The 25,575-nt window shown below is 64.2% G+C and carries 26 protein-coding genes and 1 pseudogene; 12 read left to right on the top strand and 15 right to left on the bottom strand.

The window, feature by feature from the left end; translation table 11 throughout:
• Window positions 1–78: 78 nt before the first annotated feature.
• The gene (locus tag AC1DZP_RS09110) at window positions 79–498 is read right to left on the bottom strand and encodes a VOC family protein (protein WP_477226842.1); all 420 of its coding nucleotides are present in this window, start codon (window positions 496–498) and stop codon (window positions 79–81) included.
• Window positions 499–877: 379 nt separating this feature from the next.
• Here AC1DZP_RS09110 and AC1DZP_RS09105 point away from each other — a divergent pair, with 379 nt between their 5' ends.
• A complete protein-coding gene (locus AC1DZP_RS09105) occupies window positions 878–1,132 on the top strand; it encodes a hypothetical protein (protein ID WP_245331368.1) in 255 nt (84 codons plus the stop codon).
• A gap of 18 nt (window positions 1,133–1,150) precedes the next feature.
• Here the strand turns inward: AC1DZP_RS09105 and AC1DZP_RS09100 are convergent, their stop codons facing one another.
• The 4 genes from AC1DZP_RS09100 to AC1DZP_RS09085 form a co-directional block, all read right to left on the bottom strand.
• Complete coding sequence (locus tag AC1DZP_RS09100) at window positions 1,151–2,350, bottom strand: aminotransferase-like domain-containing protein (RefSeq protein ID WP_477302205.1); 1,200 nt, start codon at window positions 2,348–2,350, stop codon at window positions 1,151–1,153.
• A 142-nt stretch (window positions 2,351–2,492) separates the two neighbouring features.
• Window positions 2,493–2,945 carry an N-acetyltransferase family protein gene (locus AC1DZP_RS09095; protein WP_477302203.1) on the bottom strand — a complete coding sequence of 151 codons (453 nt, stop codon included), beginning with the start codon at window positions 2,943–2,945 and terminating at the stop codon, window positions 2,493–2,495.
• Between the two features lie 227 nt (window positions 2,946–3,172).
• On the bottom strand, window positions 3,173–3,460 hold the full coding sequence (locus tag AC1DZP_RS09090) for a GIY-YIG nuclease family protein (protein ID WP_477301704.1): 288 nt from the start codon (window positions 3,458–3,460) through the stop codon (window positions 3,173–3,175).
• A 189-nt stretch (window positions 3,461–3,649) separates the two neighbouring features.
• Window positions 3,650–4,138 (bottom strand): hypothetical protein, encoded by a 489-nt coding sequence (locus AC1DZP_RS09085; RefSeq protein ID WP_477301702.1) that lies wholly within the window; start codon window positions 4,136–4,138, stop codon window positions 3,650–3,652.
• A gap of 110 nt (window positions 4,139–4,248) precedes the next feature.
• On the opposite strand from AC1DZP_RS09085, the gene AC1DZP_RS09080 reads away from it, so the two are divergent.
• On the top strand, window positions 4,249–4,845 hold the full coding sequence (locus AC1DZP_RS09080) for a DUF922 domain-containing Zn-dependent protease (protein WP_245331366.1): 597 nt from the start codon (window positions 4,249–4,251) through the stop codon (window positions 4,843–4,845).
• A 2-nt stretch (window positions 4,846–4,847) separates the two neighbouring features.
• Here AC1DZP_RS09080 and AC1DZP_RS09075 read toward each other — a convergent pair whose 3' ends face one another.
• Entirely contained in the window at window positions 4,848–5,387 is a 540-nt protein-coding gene (locus tag AC1DZP_RS09075; protein ID WP_477301701.1) for an RBBP9/YdeN family alpha/beta hydrolase, read from the bottom strand.
• Between the two features lie 108 nt (window positions 5,388–5,495).
• Between AC1DZP_RS09075 and AC1DZP_RS09070 the strand changes: the two genes are divergently transcribed.
• On the top strand, window positions 5,496–5,975 hold the full coding sequence (locus AC1DZP_RS09070) for an Lrp/AsnC family transcriptional regulator (RefSeq protein WP_095091783.1): 480 nt from the start codon (window positions 5,496–5,498) through the stop codon (window positions 5,973–5,975).
• A gap of 38 nt (window positions 5,976–6,013) precedes the next feature.
• On the opposite strand, the gene AC1DZP_RS09065 is transcribed toward AC1DZP_RS09070, so the two are convergent.
• Window positions 6,014–7,549: an acid phosphatase gene (locus AC1DZP_RS09065; RefSeq protein ID WP_477301698.1), complete on the bottom strand. Its 1,536-nt coding sequence runs from the start codon at window positions 7,547–7,549 to the stop codon at window positions 6,014–6,016.
• A gap of 253 nt (window positions 7,550–7,802) precedes the next feature.
• Between AC1DZP_RS09065 and AC1DZP_RS09060 the strand changes: the two genes are divergently transcribed.
• Both AC1DZP_RS09060 and AC1DZP_RS09055 read left to right on the top strand, forming a co-directional pair.
• Entirely contained in the window at window positions 7,803–9,035 is a 1,233-nt protein-coding gene (locus tag AC1DZP_RS09060) for a cytochrome-c peroxidase (protein ID WP_477302201.1), read from the top strand.
• Window positions 9,036–9,221: 186 nt separating this feature from the next.
• Window positions 9,222–11,663 (top strand): putative bifunctional diguanylate cyclase/phosphodiesterase, encoded by a 2,442-nt coding sequence (locus AC1DZP_RS09055; protein ID WP_477301696.1) that lies wholly within the window; start codon window positions 9,222–9,224, stop codon window positions 11,661–11,663.
• An 86-nt stretch (window positions 11,664–11,749) separates the two neighbouring features.
• Here AC1DZP_RS09055 and AC1DZP_RS09050 read toward each other — a convergent pair whose 3' ends face one another.
• From AC1DZP_RS09050 to AC1DZP_RS09035, 4 genes are all read right to left on the bottom strand, one after another.
• Window positions 11,750–12,808, bottom strand: a complete 1,059-nt coding sequence (locus AC1DZP_RS09050) for a Gfo/Idh/MocA family protein (RefSeq protein WP_457150688.1) — start codon at window positions 12,806–12,808, stop codon at window positions 11,750–11,752.
• A 34-nt stretch (window positions 12,809–12,842) separates the two neighbouring features.
• Window positions 12,843–13,292, bottom strand: a complete 450-nt coding sequence (locus tag AC1DZP_RS09045; RefSeq protein ID WP_477301694.1) for a hypothetical protein — start codon at window positions 13,290–13,292, stop codon at window positions 12,843–12,845.
• A gap of 22 nt (window positions 13,293–13,314) precedes the next feature.
• Complete coding sequence (locus AC1DZP_RS09040) at window positions 13,315–14,019, bottom strand: SDR family oxidoreductase (RefSeq protein WP_457150686.1); 705 nt, start codon at window positions 14,017–14,019, stop codon at window positions 13,315–13,317.
• 130 nt (window positions 14,020–14,149) lie between these two features.
• Window positions 14,150–14,611: an Lrp/AsnC ligand binding domain-containing protein gene (locus AC1DZP_RS09035; RefSeq protein ID WP_457150685.1), complete on the bottom strand. Its 462-nt coding sequence runs from the start codon at window positions 14,609–14,611 to the stop codon at window positions 14,150–14,152.
• 132 nt (window positions 14,612–14,743) lie between these two features.
• On the opposite strand from AC1DZP_RS09035, the gene AC1DZP_RS09030 reads away from it, so the two are divergent.
• Window positions 14,744–15,739, top strand: a complete 996-nt coding sequence (locus AC1DZP_RS09030; RefSeq protein WP_457150684.1) for an ornithine cyclodeaminase family protein — start codon at window positions 14,744–14,746, stop codon at window positions 15,737–15,739.
• Window positions 15,740–15,812: 73 nt separating this feature from the next.
• On the opposite strand, the gene AC1DZP_RS09025 is transcribed toward AC1DZP_RS09030, so the two are convergent.
• Window positions 15,813–16,367: a cytochrome b gene (locus tag AC1DZP_RS09025; RefSeq protein WP_457150683.1), complete on the bottom strand. Its 555-nt coding sequence runs from the start codon at window positions 16,365–16,367 to the stop codon at window positions 15,813–15,815.
• Window positions 16,368–16,565: 198 nt separating this feature from the next.
• Between AC1DZP_RS09025 and AC1DZP_RS09020 the strand changes: the two genes are divergently transcribed.
• Entirely contained in the window at window positions 16,566–17,249 is a 684-nt protein-coding gene (locus tag AC1DZP_RS09020; protein ID WP_457150682.1) for a YoaK family protein, read from the top strand.
• Here the strand turns inward: AC1DZP_RS09020 and AC1DZP_RS09015 are convergent.
• On the bottom strand, window positions 17,246–17,740 hold the full coding sequence (locus AC1DZP_RS09015; protein WP_477301690.1) for a MarR family winged helix-turn-helix transcriptional regulator: 495 nt from the start codon (window positions 17,738–17,740) through the stop codon (window positions 17,246–17,248). The two genes, AC1DZP_RS09020 and AC1DZP_RS09015, sit on opposite strands and share 4 nt — an antisense overlap.
• 101 nt (window positions 17,741–17,841) lie before the next feature.
• Here AC1DZP_RS09015 and AC1DZP_RS09010 point away from each other — a divergent pair, with 101 nt between their 5' ends.
• Window positions 17,842–18,657 carry a p-hydroxycinnamoyl CoA hydratase/lyase gene (locus AC1DZP_RS09010; RefSeq protein ID WP_457150680.1) on the top strand — a complete coding sequence of 272 codons (816 nt, stop codon included), beginning with the start codon at window positions 17,842–17,844 and terminating at the stop codon, window positions 18,655–18,657.
• Between the two features lie 37 nt (window positions 18,658–18,694).
• On the top strand, window positions 18,695–20,209 hold the full coding sequence (locus AC1DZP_RS09005; protein ID WP_477301688.1) for an AMP-binding protein: 1,515 nt from the start codon (window positions 18,695–18,697) through the stop codon (window positions 20,207–20,209).
• A gap of 11 nt (window positions 20,210–20,220) precedes the next feature.
• Here the strand turns inward: AC1DZP_RS09005 and AC1DZP_RS09000 are convergent, their stop codons facing one another.
• Entirely contained in the window at window positions 20,221–20,943 is a 723-nt protein-coding gene (locus AC1DZP_RS09000; RefSeq protein ID WP_457150678.1) for a 3-keto-5-aminohexanoate cleavage protein, read from the bottom strand.
• A gap of 187 nt (window positions 20,944–21,130) precedes the next feature.
• On the opposite strand from AC1DZP_RS09000, the gene AC1DZP_RS08995 reads away from it, so the two are divergent.
• Complete coding sequence (locus AC1DZP_RS08995; protein WP_167392369.1) at window positions 21,131–21,325, top strand: hypothetical protein; 195 nt, start codon at window positions 21,131–21,133, stop codon at window positions 21,323–21,325.
• An 85-nt stretch (window positions 21,326–21,410) separates the two neighbouring features.
• Here AC1DZP_RS08995 and AC1DZP_RS08990 read toward each other — a convergent pair whose 3' ends face one another.
• Window positions 21,411–23,507, bottom strand: coding sequence for an EAL domain-containing protein (locus AC1DZP_RS08990; RefSeq protein WP_477301686.1), 2,097 nt, complete (start codon window positions 23,505–23,507; stop codon window positions 21,411–21,413).
• 251 nt (window positions 23,508–23,758) lie between these two features.
• Here AC1DZP_RS08990 and AC1DZP_RS08985 point away from each other — a divergent pair.
• Together AC1DZP_RS08985 and AC1DZP_RS08980 are read left to right on the top strand one after the other, a co-directional pair.
• Window positions 23,759–24,207 (top strand): annotated as a pseudogene (locus AC1DZP_RS08985) (ester cyclase).
• A gap of 279 nt (window positions 24,208–24,486) precedes the next feature.
• Window positions 24,487–25,557, top strand: coding sequence for a phosphatase PAP2 family protein (locus AC1DZP_RS08980; protein ID WP_477301684.1), 1,071 nt, complete (start codon window positions 24,487–24,489; stop codon window positions 25,555–25,557).
• The last annotated feature ends 18 nt before the right edge of the window (window positions 25,558–25,575 follow it).

Genomic DNA, 25,575 nt, shown 5'->3' with positions numbered 1-25,575 from the left:
GACATTTGGGTCTGTGAGCACCGGAAGCGCAGAAGACGCCGTTAGATGGCCGCCGGAGTAGAATTTCCCAATAGTCTCTCAGAAGGTGATCGTCACGGACGCGGCGCTGCGCTTTGCCGGGCCGTGATGCACCGCCTCGATGTTGTTGCCGTCCGGATCGAGCAGGAAGGCGGCGTAGTAGCCGGGATGATAGGGCCGCTCGCCCGGCGCGCCATTGTCCGTGCCGCCGGCTGCGAGCCCGGCCTTGTAGAACGCATCGACCATGGCGTGGTCCCTTGCCTGGAAAGCGAGATGATGACGGCCGGTGAGCTTTCCCTGCGCCGCCCGGCTGTCGGCGCTGGAAACGAACAGTTCGTCGGCCCAGAAATAGTCGTCGTCGACACCGCCGATCGGCACATCGAGTACCTGCAGGACCGCCTCGTAGAAACGCCGGCTGGCGGCGAGGTCCCTCACCACGAGTTGGATATGATCGATAAGCCGGCCGCGATGCAGTTCCATGAAAATTCCTCCTTGTGAGCTTGCGAACTTAGGTCCGCGCAGGGCGGCGTCAACACAGGTGCCTGCCGACCGCCAGGTCCCACCACACGTCCGGCCATGGAGCCCGCGGTCGATCCTTCAAACGGAAAAGCCCGCCGGGAGGGGGATCCGACGGGCCTTTGGAAAGCTGGTACCGAGCTTTCAGATGTCTGACGGGGGGTCAGACACGGTGACAACTTTTATGTGCCGCAGAGGTTCCACTCGAACAAAAAAGATTGCCAACGGGGTCGTCGAATTCACGCAAATTCAAGCGTGCAGGCGATTTCTTTTCGCAAAACCCCTCTCCGCCGGAACTTTCCCCGCCAAGGCAAGTTTTGAGGCGCGGCTGGGAGGAATCAAATTGGACAGTTTTCAGAGGCTTGAGGCGCTGGTCGACAGCGCCGGCGTCGACGATGTCGAAGAAGCAAACGCCTTGCTGCATCGCTTCAAGGGCAGATCGCAGAAGATCGCGACGGCTATCGACGAATTCATGCTGGATTTCATGACACTGGTCTTCGTCGTCGAAACCGGCGAGGAAGAGTTCGAAAAGCCAATCCGCAAGCTGGCTCGCAGCCGGCTTTCGAAGCTCAATCACATGGTGAACGTGGCGGCATAGGTGCGCCCGGCGCGGGCTTCACCCCTTCAGGATGGCCGCCAGCCGCGGTATGCCCTCGCTCACCGCGCGCCGGTCGGCGAGCGTGAAGGAGAGCCGCAGCGTATTGCGCCCGGTTGCGTCGGCAAAGAACGCGCTGCCAGGCACGAAGGCGACGCGCGCCTCCTTCACCGCTCGCGCCAGAAGTGCCGTGGCGTCGGCGCCCTCTGGCAGCGTAGCCCAGACGAACATGCCGCCTTCCGGGCGGCTCCAGCTCACGCCTTCAGGCATGTTGGCTTCAAGTGCTGCGAGCAGGCCGTCGCGGCGCTCGCGGTAGGCGCCGATGAGCTTTTCCACCTGGCCGTCGAATACGGCTTCGGCGACGCGGTGCATCACCACCTGGTTGATCGACGGGCTGTGCAAGTCGGAGGCCTGTTTCATCAGCACCAGCTTCTCGACGATATGGCGCGGCGCGCAGACCCAGCCGACACGCATGCCTGGCGAGAGGATCTTCGAGAACGAGCCGCAATAGAGCGTGCGCGCCTTGTCGATAGAGCCGGAGCGAGCACAGTCGAGCGCCAGGATCGGCGGCACGCCCTCGCCGTCATAGCGCAGCGCGCGATAGGCGGCGTCCTCGATGACGGCGCTGTCGAGTTCGCCGGCGAGGTCGAGCACCGCCTCGCGCTGCTGGCGGTTCAAGGTTTGGCCGGTCGGGTTGGCGAAATCCGGCACCAGATAGGCGAACTTGACCTTGCCGCCATTCGCGGCGGCGGCCGCGTGATAGGCCGCCGGCGTCATGTTGCCGCCTTCGACCGTCAGCCGGTCGTAGCGCGGCTCGTAGGCGTTGAACGCCTGCAGCGCGCCGAGATAGGTCGGCCATGTCACCAGTGCGGTATCGCCCGGCGACAGGAACAGTTTGCCGAGATAATCGAGCGCCTGCTGCGAGCCGGAGGTGATGAAGATGTTGGCCTCGTCGCAGGCGACGCCGAGTTTGCCCATCTGCCCGGCCAGCCAGCGCCGCAACGGCAGATAGCCTTCCGAAACCTGGTACTGCAGCGCCGCGCCCGCCTCGCCGCCGCCGAGCACCGAGGCATAGGCGTCGCGGATCGCCTCGGCCGGAAACAGCGCCGGATCGGGAATGCCGCCGGCAAACGAGATGATGTCGGGCTGGTCGAGCAGCTTCAGGAGTTCGCGGATTTCGGACGCCTTCATGCGCGACGAGCGCGAAGCCAGCAGATTCATCAAGGTCAAGGCGCGCCTCCCGCGACAATTTTGATATAGGTCAACCTAGCTGACCTATATCAGCTCTTCCCGGCAATTTGAATAGAGCCTGACAGCCTTCCGCTATACGCCAGTTGGCGCCGGCCCGGAACCACGCCGAACTTCACAAGGTCTTCTTGTAGCCGAGATGGCTGCCGGTGAAGCCGAGATCCTCATAGAAGCGGTGCGCGTCCGCGCGCGACCTGTCGGTGGTGAGCTGGACCAGGCTGCAGCCGCGCGCCCGGCATTCTCCGATCGCCCATTCGATCATCTGCCTGCCGATCCCGCCTGAGCGCCGGTGGCTGGCGATGCGGACCGCCTCGATCTGCCCGCGCCAGGCGCCCTTGTGCGAGAGGCCGGCAAGAAAGGTGATCTGCAAGGTGCCGATCACTTCGGCGCCGTCCACGGCCACCGCCAGCAGCTGATTGGGATCTGCGTCGATGGCATTGAAGGCATCGACATAGCCGCGCGCCAGCGGCAGCGAGACGTCCTCACGGCCGGCGCCCAGCGGATCGTCGGCCAGCATGGCGACGATATCAGGCAGGTCGGACGCTTGCGCTCGGCGGAATTCGATCATGGTGCATGACTTACGGCGCAGTGCCGGTGGCGGCAAGCGGACTCTCCTTCTCCCCCTGAGGGACAAGGCATGGCGCCCCCGAAGCACGTCCGAAAACGAAAGGGGGAGGCGGTAGCACCCTCCCTTCGTCATCCTAGGGCGGAGCAGGAGCGAAGCGACGTCGCGCAGACCCTAGGATCCATGCCGTGACGCCTGCGACGGACCAAAGCGGTCCAGGATCGAGCGCCCTACCACCCCGTGCTACGAAACAGCTCGAACCACTCCGGATTGGCCTTTTCGATCAGTTCGATCTTCCATTGACGAGACCAACGCTTCAGCGATTTCTCGCGCTGGATGGCATCGGTGATATCGAAATATTCTTCGTACCAGACCAGCCGCTGCACGCCGTAGCGGCTGGTGAAACGCGAACCCTCGCCGGATTTGTGTTCTGGCATGCGGCGGCCGAGATCGTTGGTAACACCGATATAGATGGTGCCGCCCTTCTGGCTTGCAGTCATGTAAACATAGCCGGTCATAGGCCAAGGCTACCGGGCAATTCTTCAGCCGAACATCCCGATCCGTTGCATTCTTCGGCCGGCGTCACGGCATGGATCCTAGGGTCTCCGCGACGTCGCTTCGCTCCTGCTCCGCCCTAGGATGACGAAGGTTTGGGGTCTGAAGGCCAATCGCAGATGTCGGAGCCAATGCGCCTCCAGCCCCCACCATCAATCCGCATCGCCAGCCTTAGCCTTGCCGCACTGCGCCAGCACCTTGCCGATTGCCGCGCTCGAGCCCTTCAGCGGGAAACTGGTCTGGCCATATTTTGCGGCGCTGACCAGCACATCGCCTTTCCCACGCAGCAGATCCAGCAGCGGATCGGCTTTGGCCAGGTTCACCACGAAGTAGTTGTACATGGCTTCGAGCTGCAGCGTCTTCGTCACCGTCTTGCCGTCGGCCTTGAAGTCGAACGCGCCGCTGATGCCCGGCTCCAGTTGCTGGCCGGTGGCGCCGAGGTCGTAGCTCAGCACCGGCGTGTCGAAACATGCCAGCATCAGATGCGCATCGCCTTTCGGCCCGCCGCAGACCGAGGCGGTCAGCACGCTGCCGCCCTCGTCCTCCTCCATCTCAGCGCTCCAGCCGCCGCAGGACGCGGCCGACGCCGGCTGTACGGCCTGCAAGGCCGCCACCATACCCGCGACGATCAGATATCTCATGACTTCCCCCCTCAGGCATTTGCGGCCGCGCCCATCGGCATTCTATAGGAAAAGCGGTTCCGTGGCATAGCCCGTCGCGGCGTGCGGTCCTGATTGTGCGGAGAGCGGTGTTGAGAGCCTGTGTTCGTCTGTGCCTGTCGCTGGCCGCCCTGTTGGGCTTGCCGCTCGCCGCCCATGCCGACTGGAAGCCGGTCGAGAAGGTCGAGACCTACGCCATATCAGGCCAGTCCGGGCCGGAGCTCTACCGCTCGATCGGCGACAACGGACCGAAGGTCGGCATTGCCCGCGCCATCGCCCACACCAATTTCAAGCTGACCTGGACCAGGGACTATCAGGCGCGAGCGGGAGCCTGCGTGCTGGTCTCGGCACGGCCGAAGCTCATCATCACCTACACCTTGCCCAGCCCCTCCTCGCCACTGCCGCCAGCAATCCAGAAGAATTGGGAGGTTTTCATTGCCGGCGTCAGCGCCCATGAGAAGGTCCACGGCGCAACCATTGTCGACATGGTGCGCAAGATCGAAGCGGCGACCGTCGGCCTCAGCGTCGCCGACGACCCCAAATGCAGCAAGATCCGCGCCGAGATGACGAAGCGCCTGTCCGGACTGTCTCAGGCACAGCGACAGGCGAGCCGCGATTTCGACCGCATCGAACTCGGCCAGGGCGGCAATCTGCAAAAACTCATCCTTGCCCTGGTCAACGGCGGCTGAAGCTAGCCTCGAGCCTCCGAAACCAGACCGTCGAGAAGCGCAGCACCTTCCGGCCAGTCGCCCAGACCACTCTGCGCATTGATGTGGCCGAACGCGCCGATGACGGCAAGGCCGCTGCCCCACTGCTTCGCCCTCGCCTCGGCATAGTCCGCAGCGCCATAGGGATCGTTGGTGCTGGTCACCACCAGCGAGGCAAACCGCAGCCGGCCCTCGGGAATTTTGGCAAAGGCCATCCCGTAAGCCGGGAACACGACCGCCGTCGGATCGGGAACACCGACCAGCAAGGCCGCCTGGACCGGGCGCCGCGAGATCTTCTGCCAATGCGCGATCAGCAGGCAGGACAGGCTGTGCGCGACCAGGACCGGCGGCTCCGGCGCCTCGATCACGGCAGCCTCGAGCGCTGCCAGCCAGTCGGTGAAATCCGGCAGGTCCCAGCTGGAGGGCTGGAACCGCCGCATCGCCGGATTGGCGCTTTCCCAGCGCGATTGCCAGTGGGCTGGACCCGAACCGCCGCTGCCGGGCAGGATGATGAAATGCGTCATGTCGCCTTGCTCCTATCTATTGAAGGAGCATGGTGGTGTCTTGCCAGGGCCCCGGAAATGGGAAATCATCGGAAAAGTCACGGCTTGTCCGATGGATTCAAGGTGATCATGAAAAACAACGATGAGCGCGCGCCGCTCGACCCGACCGACATCGCCATTGTCGAAGCCATGCAGGAAAACGGCCGCATCGGCATGTCCGAGCTTGGCCGCCGGGTCGGCCTGTCGCAGCCGGCGACCTCCGAGCGGGTGAAACGGCTGGAGGAGCGCGGCGTCATTGCCGGCTACACCGCGGTGATCGATCCCGCCGCACTTGGCCTCGGCATGATGGCGATCATCCGGGTGCGCACCACGCATGAGCACATCCGGCCCTGCCTGAAGCAGTTCGCCGAGATGCCGCAGATCACCGAGGTGCACCGGCTGACCGGCGAAGACTGCTTCATCCTGAAAGTGGTCGTCCCCTCGCCGGCGCAGCTTGAAACCATCGTCGACGCGGTGGCCCGCCACGGCGCGGTCACCACGGCGCTGGTGCTGCGCAGCGAGGCGCCGAAGCCGATCGGCCGCGACCTGATCCGGAGATCAGGCGGCTAGAGCAAAGGGGGCTCGCCGCACCGAGGTCTTGAGTTGCCCTAGCGGCTGAGATCGAGCGCCGCGCTCAAATCGCCCATCGGCGGCTGGTCGTTGTTGCGCAGCGCCTTGTCGCGGGCGACGATGCCGGGCAGCACCGGCAAATCGTAACGCGCGGTGATGAAGCGCAGGATCGACGTCGTGTCGTATTGGGTGTGGTCGACAGTACCCATCTTCGCATAGGGCGAGATGATGAAGGCGGGGATGCGGTTGCCCGGCCCCCAACGGTCGGCCTTCGGCGGCGCGACATGGTCCCAGAAACCGCCATTCTCGTCATAGGTGACGACCAGCATATGGCTCCATTGCGGGCTCTTCTCCAGATGCGAGACGACGTCGGCGAGATGCTGGTCGCCGCTCGCCACATCGGCGTAGCCGCCATGCTCGTTGAGATTGCCTTGCGGCTTGTAAAAACTCACCGCCGGCAGCTTGCCGTCGTCGATCGCCTTGATGAATTCGGTCCCGTCGAGGCCGCCATCCCTGAGATGTTCGGCCCGCGCGGCCGTGCCGGGCGCGTAAGCGGCGAAATAGTTGAATGGCTGGTGATGGTACTGGAAGTTCGGCACCGGCGTCGCATTCTTGCCGTCGAGCGTTGCCTGCCAGGCGCCGGAATACCAGGCCCAGCTGACGCCCTTCAGCGACAACAGATCGCCTATGGTGATCTCGTGCTGCGGCGGCAGCGTGGTCGGCTGCGCCGGATCGGCCAGTGCCTTGTCGCCGCCTTCGGCCGGCTTGTTGGCGCTCGGCTGATAGGGCGGCTGCATGGTGTTGACGGCGTGGAAGTCTGGCGTGATGGCGCCGTCATTGACGAATTTCGGCGCCCCGCCGAGGGCCGAGGCCGGCGAATTGTCGGCGACCTTCAGCGTCGTGCCATCGGCCTCGACCACGGCGATCTGCCCCTTGACCGGGCTGGTGTCGGCATTTGGATAGACCGGAACGCAGGCGCAGGCGAGCATGATATGGTTGAGGAAGGAGCCGCCGAAGGCGCCCTGGAAGAAATTGTCGGCCAAAACGTATTTCTTCGCCACCGCCCACATCGGCAGCACCGAGCCGTCATAGTGACCCATCACCAGGCCGCCGGAATCGGCCCATGCGACGAACTTGTCGTTCTTCCCGCCGTCGATCTGCATCTGCTCCTGATAGAAGCGGTGCCAGAGGTCGCGCGTGATGACGGAGGTCTTCTCGTTGAAGCCGCTGGCGTCGTCGATGGCGAAGCTGGCATTGCTGAGATGGGCCGTCTGCGCCTCGGTCACCGGCGGCGTCACGCCCTTGGCGGTCAGGCCGCCCCAGGCCGGCGGCAGTTCGCTCAGCGGCTTGCCGTCGCGGTCGAGCTGGCGCACCTGGCCGGCCGAAAGGTTGGCCAGTCCGTTGGCGCCGGGGAAGCCGCCATAGAGATTATCGAAGCTGCGGTTTTCGGCATAGATGACGACGACGGTGTCTATCTTGTCGAAGCCGGGAGGGGCTGCGTTGGCTGTAGCCGGAATCGAGGCCAGCGCCGTGCCGGCCAGGCAAAGCGAGGTGAAAAGCGTGAACCGCGTCATGGGAGGTCCTCATGGCTAGGGTGATGACTAGAGGGCAGTGCATGGCTTGGGGGCGACGAGCCATGGCTTCGGACGCTAGGTCGATGCTTTGTCACCTTTGTGACATTTATCGCCCATCCGAACACGGTTGCGTGAGCGGGTGGACCGGTCATCAATCCGTTGCAGTGCGGACCTAATTGCGGAACAAATCGGACTGAACCTTATGACCGCAAGACGATGGAAAGGCTTGATGATCGCGACCGCCGCGGCATCGATGTTTGGCCTCGCCACCATCCTGCCCGGCAACGCCGTCAGCGCCGGTAGCGGCAGTGTCCATCCCGGACCGATGTCGCGCGCGGATGCCTTCGCGCGGGCGCAGGCGCTGACAGCGCTTGGCCGAAAGATGTTCTTCGACCCGTCGCTGTCGGCTTCAGGCAAACAATCCTGCTCGTCCTGCCATGATCCGCACCATGCCTTCGGTCCGGCCTCGGCGGCACCGGTCGAGATGGGCGGTCCGAAGCTGGACCAGCCCGGACTGCGCGCCGTGCCGTCACTTCGCTACCTTCAGGCGGTGCCAGCCTTCACGGAGCATTTCTACGATTCCGAGGATGAAGGCGACGAAAGCGTCGACAACGGCCCAACCGGCGGCCTGACCTGGGACGGCCGCGCCGACCGCGGCCGCGACCAGGCCAAGATCCCGCTGCTGTCGCCATTCGAGATGGCCAACAAGGATGCCGCTGCCGTCACCGCCGGATTGCGCAAGACCGCCTATGCCGATGAATTCAAGGCCGCCTTCGGCGACACCGTTTTCGACCACCCGGACGACGCCTTCGACGCCGCCGCCGAGGCGCTCGGCACTTTCGAGCAGAGCGCCGCCGATTTCTATCCCTATTCCAGCCGCTACGACGCCTTCCTCGCCGGCAAGGCGACGCTGTCGGCGCAGGAATTGCGCGGGCGCGCGCTGTTCGAGGACGAAACCAAGGGCAATTGCGCCAGTTGCCACCTGAGCGAACCCGCCAATGACGGCGAGCCGCCGCAATTCACCGATTTCGGCCTGATCGCCGTCGCCGTGCCGCGCAACCCGGCCATCCCGGCCGATGCCGACCCCGCCTATTTCGATCTCGGCCTGTGCGGGCCGCTCAGGACCGACTTCCATGGCCGGGCTGAGTATTGCGGCCTGTTTCGCACGCCGACGCTGCGCAACGTCGCGCTGCGCAAAAGCTTCTTCCACAACGGCTACTTCCACACGCTGCGCGACGCGGTTGCCTTCTATGCCAGCCGCGACAGCGATCCCGGCCATTGGTATCCCAAGAACGCCGACGGCACGATCCGGCAAAATGACGATTTGCCAAAGGCTTACTGGGCCAACCTCAACCATGACCCGCCCTTCGGCAAGAAGCCCGGCGACAAACCGGCACTGACCGACCCCGAAATCGACGACATCGTCGCCTTCCTGCAAACGCTGACCGATGCCGATCAGCAGGCCGGGGCGGTACCGGCGAACTGATTGCCTGGACCTTGCGCATGCCCAATCCCGCTTTCTCGCACCCGCAAAACAGGTTTATGGATCTTGCCGGATTTGGTGTGTGGCGGCGCTGGGGCCGCAAGGAAGGGCATTGGTTATTGGCGCTTACTCATTAGCGCTTCCTAAACTGCTCTGGGGTATCCCTTACCAATTGATGGTGGGACGCCGATGAACGCATTCTGGCGAGCAGTCGGATTTGTTGTGATCCTTGTGACCGGCGCAGCGATGCTGGCGGCCTTGCATATCGACGCCCAGCGGAACTTCGCGCTTGCCAAGGAACGCTACATCGAGAACTCCCAGGCGGCAGCCAGGACAACCGCCAAGACGGTCGAAGACGCCTTGCGGGCCGTCTACGAGAATGTGCGAACGCTGAGCTACCTGCCAAGCGTCCGAAACCTCGACCGGCATGGCACCAACCTCGGCGACGAGGGCCGCGCGACAATCCAGCAGATCTACAACAATCTCGCCAACAACGTCTCCATTTCCGAGGTCTACTTCCTGCCGCTGGATTTCGACCCCGACCGCTTCGATGCCGTGACCGGAAAGCTCGAGGAGCCGATCCCCCAGTTCGACCAGCTGATCGTGAATGCCAGGGCGCGGTCCGACGCTGCAGCCGCAAAGTCCGCAAAGCTTGACGAGAACGCGCTGACCCGGCCCGCCGAAGAAGTCGAGACCTATGAGTACCAGGAACTGGCCAAACAGCTCGCCTGGCTGAAGGCGAACTATCCGAATTCGAGCGCCATTGACGGGCTGAATGTGCCGATCATCGGCACCAAGGAGCTCATCACCTGCGACAACACAGATTTCATCCACACCGGCAATGACGCGGATCGCTCCGGTTTCATCCTTTCGGTCCCGGTCTTCGGCCAGGATGGCAGCCTGCGCGGCTCCGTCTCGGCAATCATGCTCACCTCGGCGCTTAGGAAACTGTTGCCGAGCAGCGACTATGTCATCGTCAATTCAGGCTACGGATTTGAATCCGACCAGCACAAGATGTCGACGGCCCTGGCGGCGGATTCCCGTGCCTTCACGGCGGCCGACCCCAATCTGATCTATTCCGAAGTCATCCCGCTCTCGCTCAACGATCCCAGAAGCGCCTGGCGTCTCTGGGCCGGTTTCCCCAACAGCAGATACGACAGCAACATGGACGCCCTGTCGGTGCGGCAATTCGAACTGGCTGGTTATGCGGCGGTCGCGGTGGTCACGCTGCTGGCGCTGGCCTGCTGGTATGCGATCGGACGCACGATGATGATGCAGACCAATGCCGCCGAGACTTTGGAGCGGCGGGTCGAGGAACGCACCGCCGAGATCCAGCACCTTGCCACGCATGACATTCTCACCGGCCTGCCCAACCGGGGCCTCCTGGCCGACACGATGGACGAGGCACTGAGAAGCCTCAGGGACGGCGAGAAGCTGGCCGTCCATTGCGTCGATCTCGACCGTTTCAAACCGGTCAATGACACCCTCGGCCATCCGATCGGCGATGAGGTTCTCGGTGCGGTGGCGAGGCGCCTGAAGCAGCAGGCGGGTGAAACCGCCATGGTCGCGCGAACCGGGGGAGACGAGTTCGTCATCCTCCAGCTCCTGATCGATGGCGACGACGAGGCGGGTGTGCTGGCGAGCCGGGTCATTCATGCCCTGGCCGGCGAATTCTTGATACAGGGCCACAAGATCAACATCGGCAGCAGCATCGGCATCGCTGTCTTCCCGGACGACGGACAAAGTTCGGAAATCCTCATCCGCAATGCCGACCTGGCCTTGTACAAAGCCAAGATGGAAGGCCGTGGGACCTGCAGGTCGTTCGAGCCGGGAATGGACGCAAGACTGCAGGAGCGGCGCCAACTCGAATCCGAACTGGCTCTCGGCGTCACAAACGAGCAGTTCGTCGTGTACTATCAACCGCTGCACGACGCCAAGACCTCGAAACTCACCGGCTTCGAAGCCCTGGTGCGATGGAACCATCCGCGCCTCGGCCTGCTGCCGCCGGCGGAATTCATCCCGATGGCCGAGGAGACGGGCGTCATCGACACGCTTGGCGAGTGGATCATGCAGCGGGCTTGCGCCGACGCCGCCAAATGGCCCCTGCCCGTCAAGGTCGCGGTCAATCTCTCGCCCGCCCAGTTCAAACAGCAGGGGCTGCCGCTTCAGGTTGCCGCGGCGCTCGCGGCTTCGAACCTGCTGCCGTCACGGCTCGAGCTGGAGATCACCGAATCGGTGCTGCTGGCGCACAATGAAAACACCATAAACACGCTGTACAGCCTGCGCGACCTCGGCATCAGCATCGCCATGGACGATTTCGGCACCGGCTATTCCTCGCTGAGCTATCTCAGGTCGTTCCCGTTCAACCGCATCAAGATCGATCGCAGCTTCGTCAGCCTGATGTGCGAGAGCGGCGAAAGCCGGGCAATCGTCAAGGCCGTAGCCGAACTCGGCGCAACGCTTGGCATGACCACGACCGCGGAAGGCGTCGAGACCGAGGACCAGTTCAGGCTGGTCAGGGAGAATGGCTGCACGGATGTCCAGGGCTGGCTCTTTGGCCGTCCAATGCCGGCAGCCGAGCTTCATACGCTTTTCGAACAGCCCGAACTGCAAGATGCCTTGACCGCATAACCAGCACCAACGGGGCAAGTACGTGAGCACGGGAAGCGCAGAAAACCAGCGTTTGCAGGCCGGCATCACTTGGATATTAACAAACCCTATTGCGTGTCGGCATTCGCCTTCAGCTCCGACCGCTTCTCGTCCGACACCACGGCGAGGTCGAGCACCTTTTGCAGGCCGGCGGCGTGGCGGAAGCTGGGCTCGCCCTGCACCCCGCTGGTGACGGCGTCGACAAAACGCTGGTAGTTGGTTGGCACCGAGCCGGCGTCGAGCTCTTCCCATTTGGCGTTCTCGACATTGTCGCCGACGCAGGCCTTGAGCAGCGAGCCGTCGAGATTGTGCACCACCTCGATGCCGCCCTTGTCGCCATAGATGCGCAGGCGCAGTTCGTTGAGATGGCCGGTCGCCCAGCGGCTGGCATGCACCACGCCGAAGGCGCCGTTGGAAAAATCCAGCGTCATGGCGAAGCTGTCATTGGCGTCGAGTTCGTAGTCGCCGATGCGATTGCCGGGCGCCTTGTCGAAGGCGCGCAGCCGGCAGAAGACATGGTCGATGTCGAGAGCGGCACCATAGCTGGCGAAATCGAGGATGTGGATGCCGACATCACCGAGCACGCCATTCGAGCCATGGCCTCGCGACAGTCGCCAGAGCCATTTCGGATCGGTGTGCCAGTCGCCCCAGAATTTCGACACCAGCCAGCTTTGCAGATAGGACGCTTCGACATGTCTGACCGTGCCGATTTCGCCCGCTTGCACCATCTGGCGGGCCTTCTGCAGCGCCGCGACATTGCGATAGGTGAGGTTCACCATGTTGACGATGCCGGCAGCCTCGGCGGCATCGGCCATCTCGGTGGCCTTGCCGAAGTTCTCGGCCAGCGGTTTCTCGCACAGCACCGGCTTGCCGGCGGCGATCAGCGCCATGGTGGTGGGATGATGGATGCGGTCCGGCGTGACATTGGCCACCGCATCGAAGCCGCCCCATTTCAGCGCCTCCTCCAGTGAGGTGAAGCGGTTGGGGATGTTGAAGCCGTCGGCGAATTCGCCGACGCGCGCCGCATCGACATCGACGGCACCAACGATGTCGACGCCCTCGATGGCGCCGAACCGCCTTGCATGTTCCTGCGCCATCCAGCCGGTGCCGAGTATCAAAAGCCGCATTTCTTGCTCCTTGGAATATTCAGAATCCGTCGTCTCAGAGGCGCTGCCAGATCGCCTTCAGCGGCGAACGCATGGCTTGCTCGATCGCCCGCAACTGCTCGCTGGCCAAGGAGGTCACTCCCGGATTGACGACCGTCAACGCGCAGACACCGAACGCCGCCGGCCAGACGTAGCGCAGATCGTTCAGCGACGCAGGCTTCTGGCAGCACGGCGTGGTGACGGACAGGTCGGCGAAGCCTGCCGCCAAGGCCTGGTCCATGGCACCGCCCCACCATTCCTCGATGTCGCCGCCGCAGAACGGGCAATGGACGCTTTCCGTATTTGCTCCGGCGTCGAAAAACGTCACCCCCTCTTCGGATTCGACGGCGACATGCTCAGCCTGCGGGAACAGTCCGCGCGCAACATTCACGGCCGCGGTGGCAGCCGGCTCGTCGGGGTGCCAGTGCGGATCATGAGGCACAAGGCGCAGATAGGTGTCGGACATTGTGCTCCTCCCGGTCGGCGCCTCAGATAGCGCGGATGATGCCGCCGTCGACGCGGATGTTCTGGCCGGTGATGTAGCCGGCGCCGTCGGACGCGAGGAAGGCGATCGTCGCGGCGACCTCTTCCGAGGTGCCGTAGCGCTGCATCGGCACGCTGTCGCGGCGCTCCTCGGTGGCCGGCAGGCTGTCGATCCAGCCGGGCAGCACGTTGTTCATGCGCACATTGTCTGGTGCATAGGTGTTGGCGAAGATCTTGGTGTAGGCGGCAAGCCCTGCGCGGAACACCGCCGAGGTCGGGAACATCGGGCTCGGCTCGACCACCCAGGCGGTCGAGATGTTGATGATGGCGCCGCCCTTCTGCTTGACCATCTGCGGTGCCACGATGCGCACCGGCCGGATGACGTTGAGCAGATACACATCCATGCCGGTGTGCCACTGCTCGTCCGTGATCTCGAGGATCGGCGCGCGCGGCCCGTGACCGCCGCTGTTGACCAGCACGTCGATGCGGCCATAGCGCTCCAGCGTCAGGTCGACGAGGCGTTGCAGATCGTCATTCGATTGGTTGGAGCCGGTGACGCCGAGCCCGCCAAGCTCCTTGGCCAGCGCTTCGCCCTTGCCGGACGAGGACAGGATCGCGACGTTGAAGCCATCCGCCGCCAGGCGCTTCGCCGCCGCCGCACCCATGCCGCTGCCGCCAGCCACAACGACAGCTGTTTTTTCTGAACTCATCTGATTTTCCTTCTTGGGTTGGCGGGCGCGAGGCCTTCGCAGTTGGCGGTGTATAGCCGGTTTCGTCAGCCAGTTCGAACCAGAAAGCCTGAACCAGCATGCAGAAAAACTCTCCCATGCCGCTGCGAGTTCAGACAGGCAGCAGGGCGTCGGGCTTCACATTGGCGATCGAGGCATAAGTGTGCGTTTCCCGGACGCCGGGCAGCGGCAGGATGACCCGCTGCAGGAAATCCTGGAACACCGTCATGTCGGCGATGCGCGCCTTGACCAGATAGTCGAAACCGCCGACCACCATGTGGCATTCGATGATCTCGGGCGCCTGCAACACCGCCTCGGCGAAGCGGTCGAAGACTTGCGGCGCTGTGTGGTCGAGCCGCACCTCGATGAACACGAGTTGTGCCTGCCCGATCCTGGCGGGATCGAGAATGGCACGCACCGCGCGGATGAACCCTTCGGCGAACAGCCGCTTGACGCGCTGCGCCGCCCCTGTCGGCGACAGGCCGACCCGCCGCGCCAGATCGAGCGTCGTGCGGCGGCCATCCTCCTGCAACAAGCGCAGCAGCGAGCGGTCGATACGGTCGAGATCGTCCATTTCAGGATTCACACATTTGAGCCAGGACTAGCGTGATAACCACGCCAAAATCGCAAAAACAGCATATTTCATCACGCCGCCAGATCGCAATACCGTTGCCGTGCACTCCAACCGACAACGAAAGCGTATCCCATGACAACTGCCCTATCGATCTCCCGCAGCGCCCAGGCCAAGGGCGATACACCAGTGCTCTTCTTGAGCGAAGCCGAGGTGAAAACCTGCATCGACCTTCGCCAGCTTCTCGAGGCGCTGGCCGGCGGCTTCAAGGCGCTGTCCGATGGCAAGGTCGTCAATCCGGCGCGGCCGCAGCTCGATATTCCCGATGCAGGTTATTCGCTGGCGATGCCGGCCTGGACGGCGGGCATGCATCTGACGGTGAAGATCGTCAACGTCTTCGAAGGCAACATTGCCAAAGGCATCCCCAGCCACCTCGCCACCATCCATCTGTTCGACCCGCAGACCGGCATGCCGGTCTGCGTCATGGACGGCACCTACATCACCGCGGTGCGTACCTCCGGCTCGGCTGTGCTGTCGGTTCGTGAACTCGCCCGGCGCGACGCCAAGGTGGCGACGGTGGTGGGCGCCGGCGTGCAGGCCGGCCAGCACTTGCACCTTCTGCCGCTGGTGCGCGACTTCGCCGAGATCCGCGTCGTCTCGAAGGAATTCGCGGATGCGCAGGCGCTTGCCGCGCAGCATCCGGGCGTCGTCGCCGTCAGCGATCTTGAAGCTGCGGTATGCTCGTCGGATGTCGTCTGCCTGGCGACGCATTCCTACGCACCGGTGATCTCGGCCGACTGGGTGCGGCCGGGCACCCATGTCTCGTCGGTGGGCGTCGCACCGCCCGGTGGCGAACTACCGGTCGACCTCATCAGGCGGGCAAGCCTGTTCGTCGAGACAAGCGAAGCCTTCGCCCCGACCCCGGTCGGCTCCTGCGAACTCGCCGGTCTCGATCCGCAAACCGGAACCGAACTCGGCGAAATGCTGCTCGGTCTACGGCCGGGACGCGTCAGCGCCGAGCAGGTCACCGTCTACAAGGCGATGGGCGTTGCCATGGAAGACATGGTGGCGGCCGACCTTGCCTATCGCGAAGCGGTTCGGCGGGGATTGGGGCGGGCTGTTACGTTGTAGCGGGCTGGCCGGGCTCACCGTTAAAGTCGGCGCTGCCCCTCATAGCCCGTACGATGGGCAGGCCGGTTGAATATCAACGCGCCTTGGGCAAGCCGGGCAGCATCTGGCTCAGCACGCGATCGCCAAGGAAGACGTGATGGAAGATGGCCGCGGCGGCGTGCAGGCCGGCGAGCCAGAGGATGATATCGCCAAGCGTGCCGTGGATGTCCGCCAGCGATCCGCCCGCACCCCACGGGCCGAAAAACGGACCGATGGCGCCGAGGCCGTAGACCGTCACCGGGTGGCCGCCGAACCATGCTCCGAGCATGGCGGTCGCTGGAACCGCGAACAGAAGCGCATAGAGCGCCCAGTGCGTCACCTTGGAGGCGACGTCCATCCATGCCGGCATCGGCGGTGCGTCCGGAACGCTGTCGAACAGGCGCCAGACCAGACGAGCGACCAGCAGCCAGAAAACGGCGAAACCGAGCGTCTCGTGAAGCAACAGGGTCGAGGCGCGGGCCTCGGAATAGACCCGTGCCGGCGGGCCGCCTTCGGAGACCAGGAAGGCGATGAGCACAAGCAGTGCCGTCAGCCAGTGAAATGCCTGGGCAAGGCTTCCGTAGCGGGTTGTCGTACCGGACAGCGACATGCAAAAGCTCCGTTGGACACAATTGTCGTCAAGTGAACATCCGAGTTTGCCGTTCATGTGGCGGCGACCTCGCGATGGCAAGGGCCACGCGGGCGACGGCAAGGGGCCGCGCTCGCGACGGCAAGGTGCCGCGCCGAGGTGGAACGCTCCGCCGGGATATGAGACGCTGACCGCCAAGCCTGACCAGGAGATGCAACGATGAAACCCACACTGCCGCTGCTGTTGAGCCTCAATGGCGGCTATGTCGACACAGCCGGGTTCCTGGCCCTGCAGGGCCTGTTCACCGCGCATGTGACGGGAAATTTCGTCACCCTGGGCGCCTCCCTGGTGCTCGGCATCTCGGGCGTGCTGGCAAAGCTTTTGGCGTTGCCGGTGTTCTGCATCGTCGTCATCCTGACCCGGCTGGCCGGCGAGCGCTTGCGCAGGCGGGGACGGCCGGCGCTCGGTGTGCTGCTGGCGGCCAAGCTGGCGCTGCTGATCGCGGGTGCTGCGCTGGCGATCCGCTTTGGCCCCTTCGCCAGCGGTGACGGTGCGGCTGCCATCGTCACCGGCATGGTGCTGGTCGCCGCCATGGCGATCCAGAACGCGGTGCACCGCGTCCATCTCGCGGCCGCACCGCCATCGACGCTGATGACCGGCACCACCACCCAGATCATGATCGACGTCAGCGATCTTCTGGGCGGCGTGAAGCCAGAGGCCCGCCCTGCCCTCATCGCCCGCCTGCGGCGCATGTCAGTGGCGGTCGCCGTGTTTGCCGCGGGCTGCGCTGCCGCGGCACTCGGCTTTGCCTTCGCCAATGTCTGGTGCTTCGTCGTGCCGCCAGTGATTGCGCTCTTTGCCCTGCTGCCGCAGCTTGCGGCGCCGGACGAGGAAACCAGCTAGCCCCCTTCATCCGTCCAGATCAGGCGCAGCAGGCGCAGCAGCGTAGCCCGCTCCTTCTTCGTCAGCCGATGCAGGAACCGGTCCTCGTGCCGGCGAACCCGCCGCCGCCATCCGGGCATGGCCTCCCTGGCGGCCGGCGTCAGGGCGAGCATCTGCACGCGCTTGTCGCCGGCATGGTCGTCACGCTCGACCAGCCCACGCTCTTCCAGTTCGGCAAGCAGCGGTGCCATGTTGGCGCTCTTCATGCCGAGCAGGCGGCAGAGCTCGGCGGCGCGGATGCCGGGCTTCTCGTCGATCAGCGCCAGCATGCCATAGGTGACCGGGCGCAGAGCCGCATCGGCCAGTTCCACCGCGAAATCGTTGAGCGCAACGGCCGAGGCGCGTTTGAGATTGTAGCCGATCTGCGCATCGAGCGCGTCTTTAGGTGTCGCGCTTGGCGCGCCGCGACTGGTGCGAGCCTCGTCCATGCTGCAACCGATCGCCGCGATCAAGGTCCTTGTCAAGCGAAAAATACTATGCGACATAGCAAATATAATCGCTATGCTGCATAGCAATTGTCACCAATGCAGCAGTGAAACGGGAGGACCCGACCATGACCGAAGAGACCGTTGCCTTCGACGTCGAGAACGGCATCGCCTGGGTGCGCTTCAACCGTCCGGACAAACGCAATTGCATGAACCCGGCGCTCAACCGGCGAATGATGGAGGTTCTCGACGAGTTGGAATTCCGCGACGATGTCGGCGTGCTGGTGCTGTCGGGCGAAGGCAGCGCCTGGTCGGCGGGCATGGACCTCAAGGAGTATTTCCGCGAGACCGAAGCCAAGGGCCTTGGTGCCATCCGCAAGGCGCAGTCCGAAGCCTATGGTTGGTGGCGGCGGCTGCGCTGGTACGGCAAGCCGACCATCGCCATGGTCAATGGCTGGTGCTTCGGCGGCGGCTATGGCCCGCTCTTCGCTTGCGATCTCGCGTTCGCAGCCGACGAAGCGCAGTTCGCCCTGTCCGAGATCAACTGGGGCATCCTGCCCGGCGGCGGCGCCACCAAGGTGGTGGTCGACCTCCTGTCGATGCGCGACGCCATGTACCACGCGCTGACCGGCGAACTCATCGACGGCAGGAAGGCCGCCGCCTGGAAGCTGGTCAATGAAAGCCTGCCGCTGGCGGATCTGAAGGCGCGTGTCACCGAGGTCGCCACCCTCTTGCTGAAGAAGAACCCGATTGCCCTGAAGGCGACCAAGGACGCCATCCGCCGCGTCGCCGAGATGACCTACGACAATGCCGAGGACTATCTCGTGCGGGCGCAAGAGGCGGCCAATTCCCACGACAATGAGGGCCGCAAGGAAGGCATCCGCCAGTTCATCGACGAAAAGAGCTACAAGCCGGGTCTCGGCGCCTACGACAAGGCAAGGTGATCCGCAAAGCACAGGCAATCCTGGGGAGGAGACGCAGATGCCGGCCTGGACGACATCAGACCCCGTGGCTCTGCACGCCAGGGCGCAGCCGGATCGTCTCGCTTGTGTCGACCTGGCCACCGGCCGGCGCTGGACCTATTTCGCGCTGGACGAAACCGTCCAACGTGCAGTCGGCGTTCTCGAAGGCGGCCATGGCATCGCGGCTGGGCAACGGATCGCGACGATAGCCCGCAACTGCGCCGATCTCTTGATCCTGCAGCAGGCCGCGATGCGGCTCGGCGCCATCTTCGTGCCGCTCAACTGGCGGCTTGCCAGCGCCGAGCAGAAGACGATCCTCCAGGATTGCGAACCGGTGTTTCTGTTGCATGACTCGGCCCTCGACATGGCGCTGCCCAAAGGCTGCAGGCCGGTCGAAGTCGCTGCCTTCGCGGCGGCGGTCGAGGCGCATCCGCCGGCAGCGCGCCGCCCGTTGCCGGCGGACGATACGCCGTCGATCATCCTCTACACATCCGGCACGTCGGGCCGGCCGAAAGGGGTTATTGTCACCGAGCGCAACGCCTTGGCCACCGCGATCAATTTCGGCGTGCTGGGGCGGGTCGGCAACGCCAGCATCTTCCTCTGCGACGCGCCGATGTTCCATGTCATCGGCCTCATCACCAACCTGCGGCCACCTCTGCTTCAGGGTGGCACGGTGCTGATCTCGCCCGGCTTCGATGCCGGCCTCACCAACCGTCGCCTTGCCGATCCCGCGCTTGGCGTCACCCACTATTTCTGTGTGCCGCAGATGGCCAGAATGCTGCGCGACCATCCGGATTTTGCGCCCGCGAACTGGACTTCGCTCACCGCCATCTTCACCGGCGGAGCGCCAAACCCCGCCGCCGATATCAACTGGTGGCTGGCGCAAGGTGTGTGCATGGTAGACGGCTTCGGCATGACGGAAGCCGGCACCGTGCTTGGCATGCCGGTCGAGACCGACCGGATCGCCCGCAAGGCGGGTTCGGCGGGTCTTGCGGCGCCGGCGATCTGCCTGCGCATCGTCGACGACGATGGCCGCGACGTCGCCGCCGGCGAACCTGGCGAGATCTGGCTGTCCGGCCCCGGCATCACATCGGGCTACTGGAACCGGCCGGAAGAGACGGCGCGCGCCTTCTCCGCCGATGGCTGGTTCCGCACCGGCGACATCGCGCGGCAGGACGGCGAAGGCTTCGTCACCCTCGTCGACCGCCGCAAGGACATGTTCATTTCCGGCGGCGAGAACGTCTTTCCGGTCGAAGTCGAGATGGCGCTGCTCGATCATCCCGATATTGCCGAAGCGGCCGTGATCGGCGTCGCCGACCAGCGTTGGGGCGAAGTCGGGCGCGCCTTCGTGGTGGTCAAACCCGGTCGCGTTGTCGACCCGGCCGATCTGGCAAGCCACTGCGGCGCCCGTATCGCCCGCTACAAGGTGCCGAAGGAGTTCTTGCTCACCGATACGCTGCCGCGCACCGCATCCGGCAAGATCCAGAAACACATTTTACGCGGCTGGACATCACCGACCAGCGGGCAAGCCTGAGGCTCGACCGTTTAGCCCGCAGGCGCGGACCGAAAAGTCGCCACGGCCGCCGCAACGATTTCCGCATTGTCCCTGGCCACGCTGCCATCGGCGAGCGTCTTGCCGTCCTCCAGACCGACCCGCGTCGACCAGCGCTTGCGATGCGCAAGCGCGACGAACGGCCAGACCGTGGCGTCGACGCCGTGCAGCAGGATCGGCCGCCGCACCCCGCCCCGCTCGAGCACGGTGGCGATGCCATGGGCCTCGTCCAGTGCAGCCGGCAGGTCCTGGATGTCGATCTCGATCAGGATGCGCAGCACGCGGCCGTGGTCGGCAAGACCGACGAAACGTTCGGCATCGGCTGTTGTGGCAAGCCCCGCTTCGATGCCGACGCCGCGCTGGCGCAGCAGCTCCATCACCCCAGGCGCATCAGCCTCCGACAAATTGACCGACGCATAGTCGGGCAGTTCCTGCCAAGCGCCGATCGCGGCGCGGGTCCGCTCGACATCGTTCTCGATCCAGGCGCCGGTCGACACGCCAATCAGCGTGCCCGGGCAGGCCCGGCGCACCGCCAGCACAGTGGCATTGACCGCCGCCAGGCTTTCGCGTTCGTCAATGCGCGGATGGATGTGCAATTCGGCCGCACCGGCGGCGACACAGGCCACCGCGTCGCTCGCCATCGCCTGTGCATCGAGCGGCAGCCTGGGGTGGAAATCACGTGGGCGCGCGCCGTTGATGCAGGCCTGGACGATCATCGATCTCACCTCGGACAGGGGAGGTCGCAGTCTAGCCGCGCAGCAAGACGCGGCAAAGAGTTGGAGACTTCGCTCCTGACAGCGCGCGCAACATTCGCGGCATTTGAATAAAAGCCGCCTGTGGATATTTACCCCGCATTCCGCCAGGCCCGCCAAGATAGATTGGGGCGGGATCATGGAGAGACCATTGACCAGTGATTTTTCAGCGGCCCGCATCCACCTCGAACGCGCCTATCACTATCTGCAAGGCAGTGACGAGACGAGCCGCATGGCATGTGAGGCCCTCGATCTGTTGATCGAAACGGTGGCAGAGGCACAGCACAGGCCATCCGAGGCTGGAGTGCTGGAATTTCCGCAATCGACGGCGCGGCGAACCGCTTAAGATGTTTTGAGACTCAGGCCGGCTGGCCCGGCCTGAATCTCAACACACCTGAACCTCAATATACCTGGATATCAATATACTTGGATCACGATGCCTTTCGGGCCGCCACCACCCTGGTCGCGCGCGAAACGATCGCCTCCAGCGGTTCGGGCCGGTGCAGCAAGAACCCCTGGCCGAAGGCGACGCCCATATCGCTCAGCATCGTCAACGTGTCCTGCCGTTCGATCTTCTCGCCCACCACAGCGCAGCCCAGGCTGCGGGCAATGCTGGTGATAGCCAGCACGATCTCGCGGTCGAAGCGGCTTTGCGTGATGTGCTCGATGAAGGAACCGTCGATCTTGATCGTGTCGACGGGGAAACGCCTGAGATATTCGAACGAACTCATGCCGGCGCCGAAATCGTCGAGGCTGACCCGGCAGTGCCGCTCACGCGCCTTGCGCACGAATTGTTCTGCGGCGTCGAAATTCGTGACCGCGGCGGTCTCGGTAATCTCGAAGCCGATGCCCGAATGCGGCGCCCCGGTCTCCTCGATGACGCTGTCGACAAACGCCCACAATTGCGGATCGCTCAACGTCTGCGCCGACAGGTTGAAGCCGAGCGTCAGCGCGCCCGAGCGCAACGCCGCGCCGTGCCGCGACAGCGCGGTGCGGATGATCCAGCGGTCGAGCCTGGAAGCGATGCCGAACCGCTCGGCCACCGGAATGAACTCGCCGGGCGACACCAGGCGGCCATTGCGTGCGGTGAGCCTCGCCAGCACTTCGACATGGCGGCTCTCTTCCCAGGGCCTGCCCAGCAGATGGATTTCCTGGCCGAACAGTTTCAGCCGTCCGTCTTCCATGGCATCGACGGTGTCGGCGGCGATGCGCGCCGCATTCAGCCCGCCCGACCCCGATGCCGTCTTGACGGAGAACACAGCGAAACGGTTTCGCCCGGCAGCCTTGGCCGCGTAGCAGGCATCGTCGGCGCAGGCCAGCGCGTCGGCCACCGTGGTGCTAGCATCATCGACAAAGGCGATACCGATCGAGGCCGCCAGCTTGCGCGTCGATGCGGCCGGGCCGAGATCGGCTTCGCGCACCGCGCCAAGCACGGCGGTGGCGATCCGCTCGGCCTGCACGGCATCGCAATGCGGCACCACCAGCGCGAATTCGTCGCCGCCCAGCCGCGCCGCATGCGCCGATGGCGGCAGACAAGCACGGATGCCGGCGGCAACGCTCTTCAGCGCCAGGTCGCCGGCGGCGTGGCCGGCAAAATCGTTGAGCGCCTTGAAGTAGTCGAGATCGACATAGAACACGGCGAGCGGCGCACCTGCCGCGATATGGTCGGCAAGCAGCCGGTCGAAGGCGGAGCGGTTCCACAGGCCGGTCAGAGCGTCATGGCGGGCCGCGTAGGCGAGCTCCTGCTCGCGCAGCTTTTCCTCGGTGATGTCGCGCACCGTGCCGAGGATCTGGCCGGCAGCACCCGCGGCGGCGACGAAGCGGACCAGCGATTCGATGTGGCGGATCTCGCCGTCGCGCCTGATGATACGGTATTGATTGGCGATGACGGCGTCCGTTCCCATGGGTGCCCGGTGCGCGCGCTCGGTGGCTTCCTTGTCCTCGGGATGCAGATAGCTGTGCCAAAGGTCGGCCGTCACCTCGTCGGTGTCGGCGACGAGGCCGAACATGTCTCTGGTGCGGGTGTCCCAATAGCTCTTGTTGGTGGCGATGTCGTAGTGCCAGATGCCGGTGCCGCTGGCGGCGAGCGCCAGGCGGAAGCGCACATTGACCTTTTCGAGCTCGGCTTCGGCCGCCTTCTGCTTGGTGATGTCGGTCTGCACGCCCATCAGCCGCAGTGGCTTTCCGGAAGCGTCGCGCTCGACGATGCCACCGCGATCGAGCACCCATACCCAGTGGCCGTGCTTGTGCTTCAGCCTGAGTTCGGTCTCGATGGCGTCGGTCTGTCCGGCGATGTGGCGGTCGCCGCTGGCCAGCGCCCGCTCGCGATCGTCGGGATGGGTCAGTTGCAGCCACAGGTCACTGGTGTTGGCAAGTTCGCTTTCATCATAGCCCAGCATCCGCGCCCAGGTCGCTGAATAGAAGCACGCGCCGGTCGCAAGATCCCAGTCCCAGACACCAAGATGGGCGCGTTCCAGGGCCTTGGCCCAGAACGTTCCATTACGAGTTTTCTTGTCCTGACGCGCCATCGTCTGTTTCGCTCATCCCCACCAAGGGGGCAATCTGCAGCAAAACCAGAGAAGAAACAGTTACCGAAGGAAGACTGCCCCAGAACGGCGATCCTGCGTTGCCAGCTTGCGTGAGCGTTGCCGGCACGTTCCCGCCTTTCGATTGGCCGGCAAGAACCGGAGTTTTGCCCCCAACGGATCGTCCTAGTGCTTGCCCAGGGTCATCGGCGAAGGCCGGTGATCCCCAAGACAAACAGAAAGAGGACCTCCCAATGACCAAACAGGAAGACAACAAGGCCGTCGTCGTCAGATGGTTCACCGACTTCTGGGGTGAAACCTGCGACCTGTCGGTGGTCGACGACATCGCCGCACCCGACATGCTGCTGAAATACTCGCTGCATGAGCCGCGCCGCGGCCGCGACGACATCAAGGCCTTCATGACCGACTTCCGCGCCGCTTTCCCGGACCTCAATTTCTGGGCCACCGCCGAGCTCATCGCCGAAGGCGACTATGTCGTCGGCCAGTGGGAGGGCGGCGGTACTCATGCCGGCCCGGCGTTCAACGATTTCCTCGTCGGTTCGCTGCCGGCCGCTACCGGCCGCACCATGCGCTTCACCGGCACCACCGTGCTGAAAGTGGTCGACGGCAGGATCGTCGAGGAGATCGGCCTCGACGACGGCGTCGCCGCCCTCACCAGCTCGGCCTGGTCAAGGCCGCCTGATCGCTGGGCCATCGCCGTCCAGGCGATGGCCCCACGTTCAATCGCGGCCGAAGCCTGATGGAAAGGCCGCCTGCAACGGTCGAAAGCCTCGGATGGCGGCGAATGACGCAGGTGCGTTGCGGCGCAACATCGTTGTCAATGAATCCTTGCCAACAAATTGTGAATTATAACTGTGTGACGAATAAAATTTTACTTGGATACAAGTGTAACCAGTTGGTAATACATCGCCTGCGAAATACTCCATAACAATTTTCTGGGCAGCTGGCGGGATGTCCTCCGATGAATGCGCACACCGGGCAGCGCGGCGGCAATAGCCGCTCGTCCGCCCCTCTTGACCTGGACGTCGCGGCAACCAGGAGCGGTTGGCTGCTGACTGCCCTGTGTCTGACCTATGCCCTGACTGCTCTTTACCTGGAGCCGGATCGCTATCTGCATCTGGCGCATTCCTATGCCAGGCCGTTCGTCTTGTTGTTGCCCACGCTTCTGGCGGCTGGGCTCGGCCTGGCGGCGCTGACATTTGCCAGGCGCAACCCGACCAGGTACATGCTCGACACGCTCAGCCAGAGTTGGCTGGCAGCCACACCTGTCATCGTTTTGTTCTATCTCGGCATCACCGCCTTCACCACCCTGAAGGTCGCCATCCCGGACGTCGTGCCGTTCTACGCCGACCGCGCCCTGGTGGAGCTTGATCTTTGGCTGCATGGCACCGATCCGTGGACTTGGGCGCACAGCGTCGTTCCCGAACCGTTCTCGGCCGTGATTTTCGCCGGCTACGCATATGTTTGGCATGTCCAATGGTTCGGCATTTTGCTGTTCGTCGCCTTCTGGCGCGATCCAGTCAGGCGCTTGCGCTATCTATGGGCGTTCGCGCTGACCACGATCCTGTGCGGCACCGTTCTTGCGACCTTGCTGTCGTCCGCCGGCCCGATATTCCACGACCAGTTCTACGGCGGTGACCGGTTTGCCGGACTGCGAACCGCCCTGACTGAGAACGGCTCCGCCGCTCCGGTTTATGTCTATGCCAACTATCTGCTTGCAGCCTACAGGAGCGGACGTCCTGAGCTGGGCAGCGGCATCTCCGCCATGCCAAGCATGCATGTCGCCTTCGTTACGCTCAACGCGCTCTTCCTGACCGGTTTCGGTCGTCGCTGGGCCATCGTCGGCTGGTCCTTTGCGGCCTTCATCCTGTTCGGCTCGGTCTATACCGGCTGGCACTATGCCGTGGATGGCTACCTCTCGATCCTTGTCGTCTCCCTGCTCTGGTATGTGACGGGGCGTTTGCTCCTGCCGCAAACGAGCCGGGACATCGCCGAGCTGGGATCGGCGATCCCCGATCCGATAACACAATGACCGGGCCTGGCTGACGCC

Source organism: Mesorhizobium sp. P2_F8 (assembly GCF_056403655.1).
Note: the sequence above shows the minus strand (reverse complement) of the source record. Positions and strands in the feature narration are given on the sequence as shown.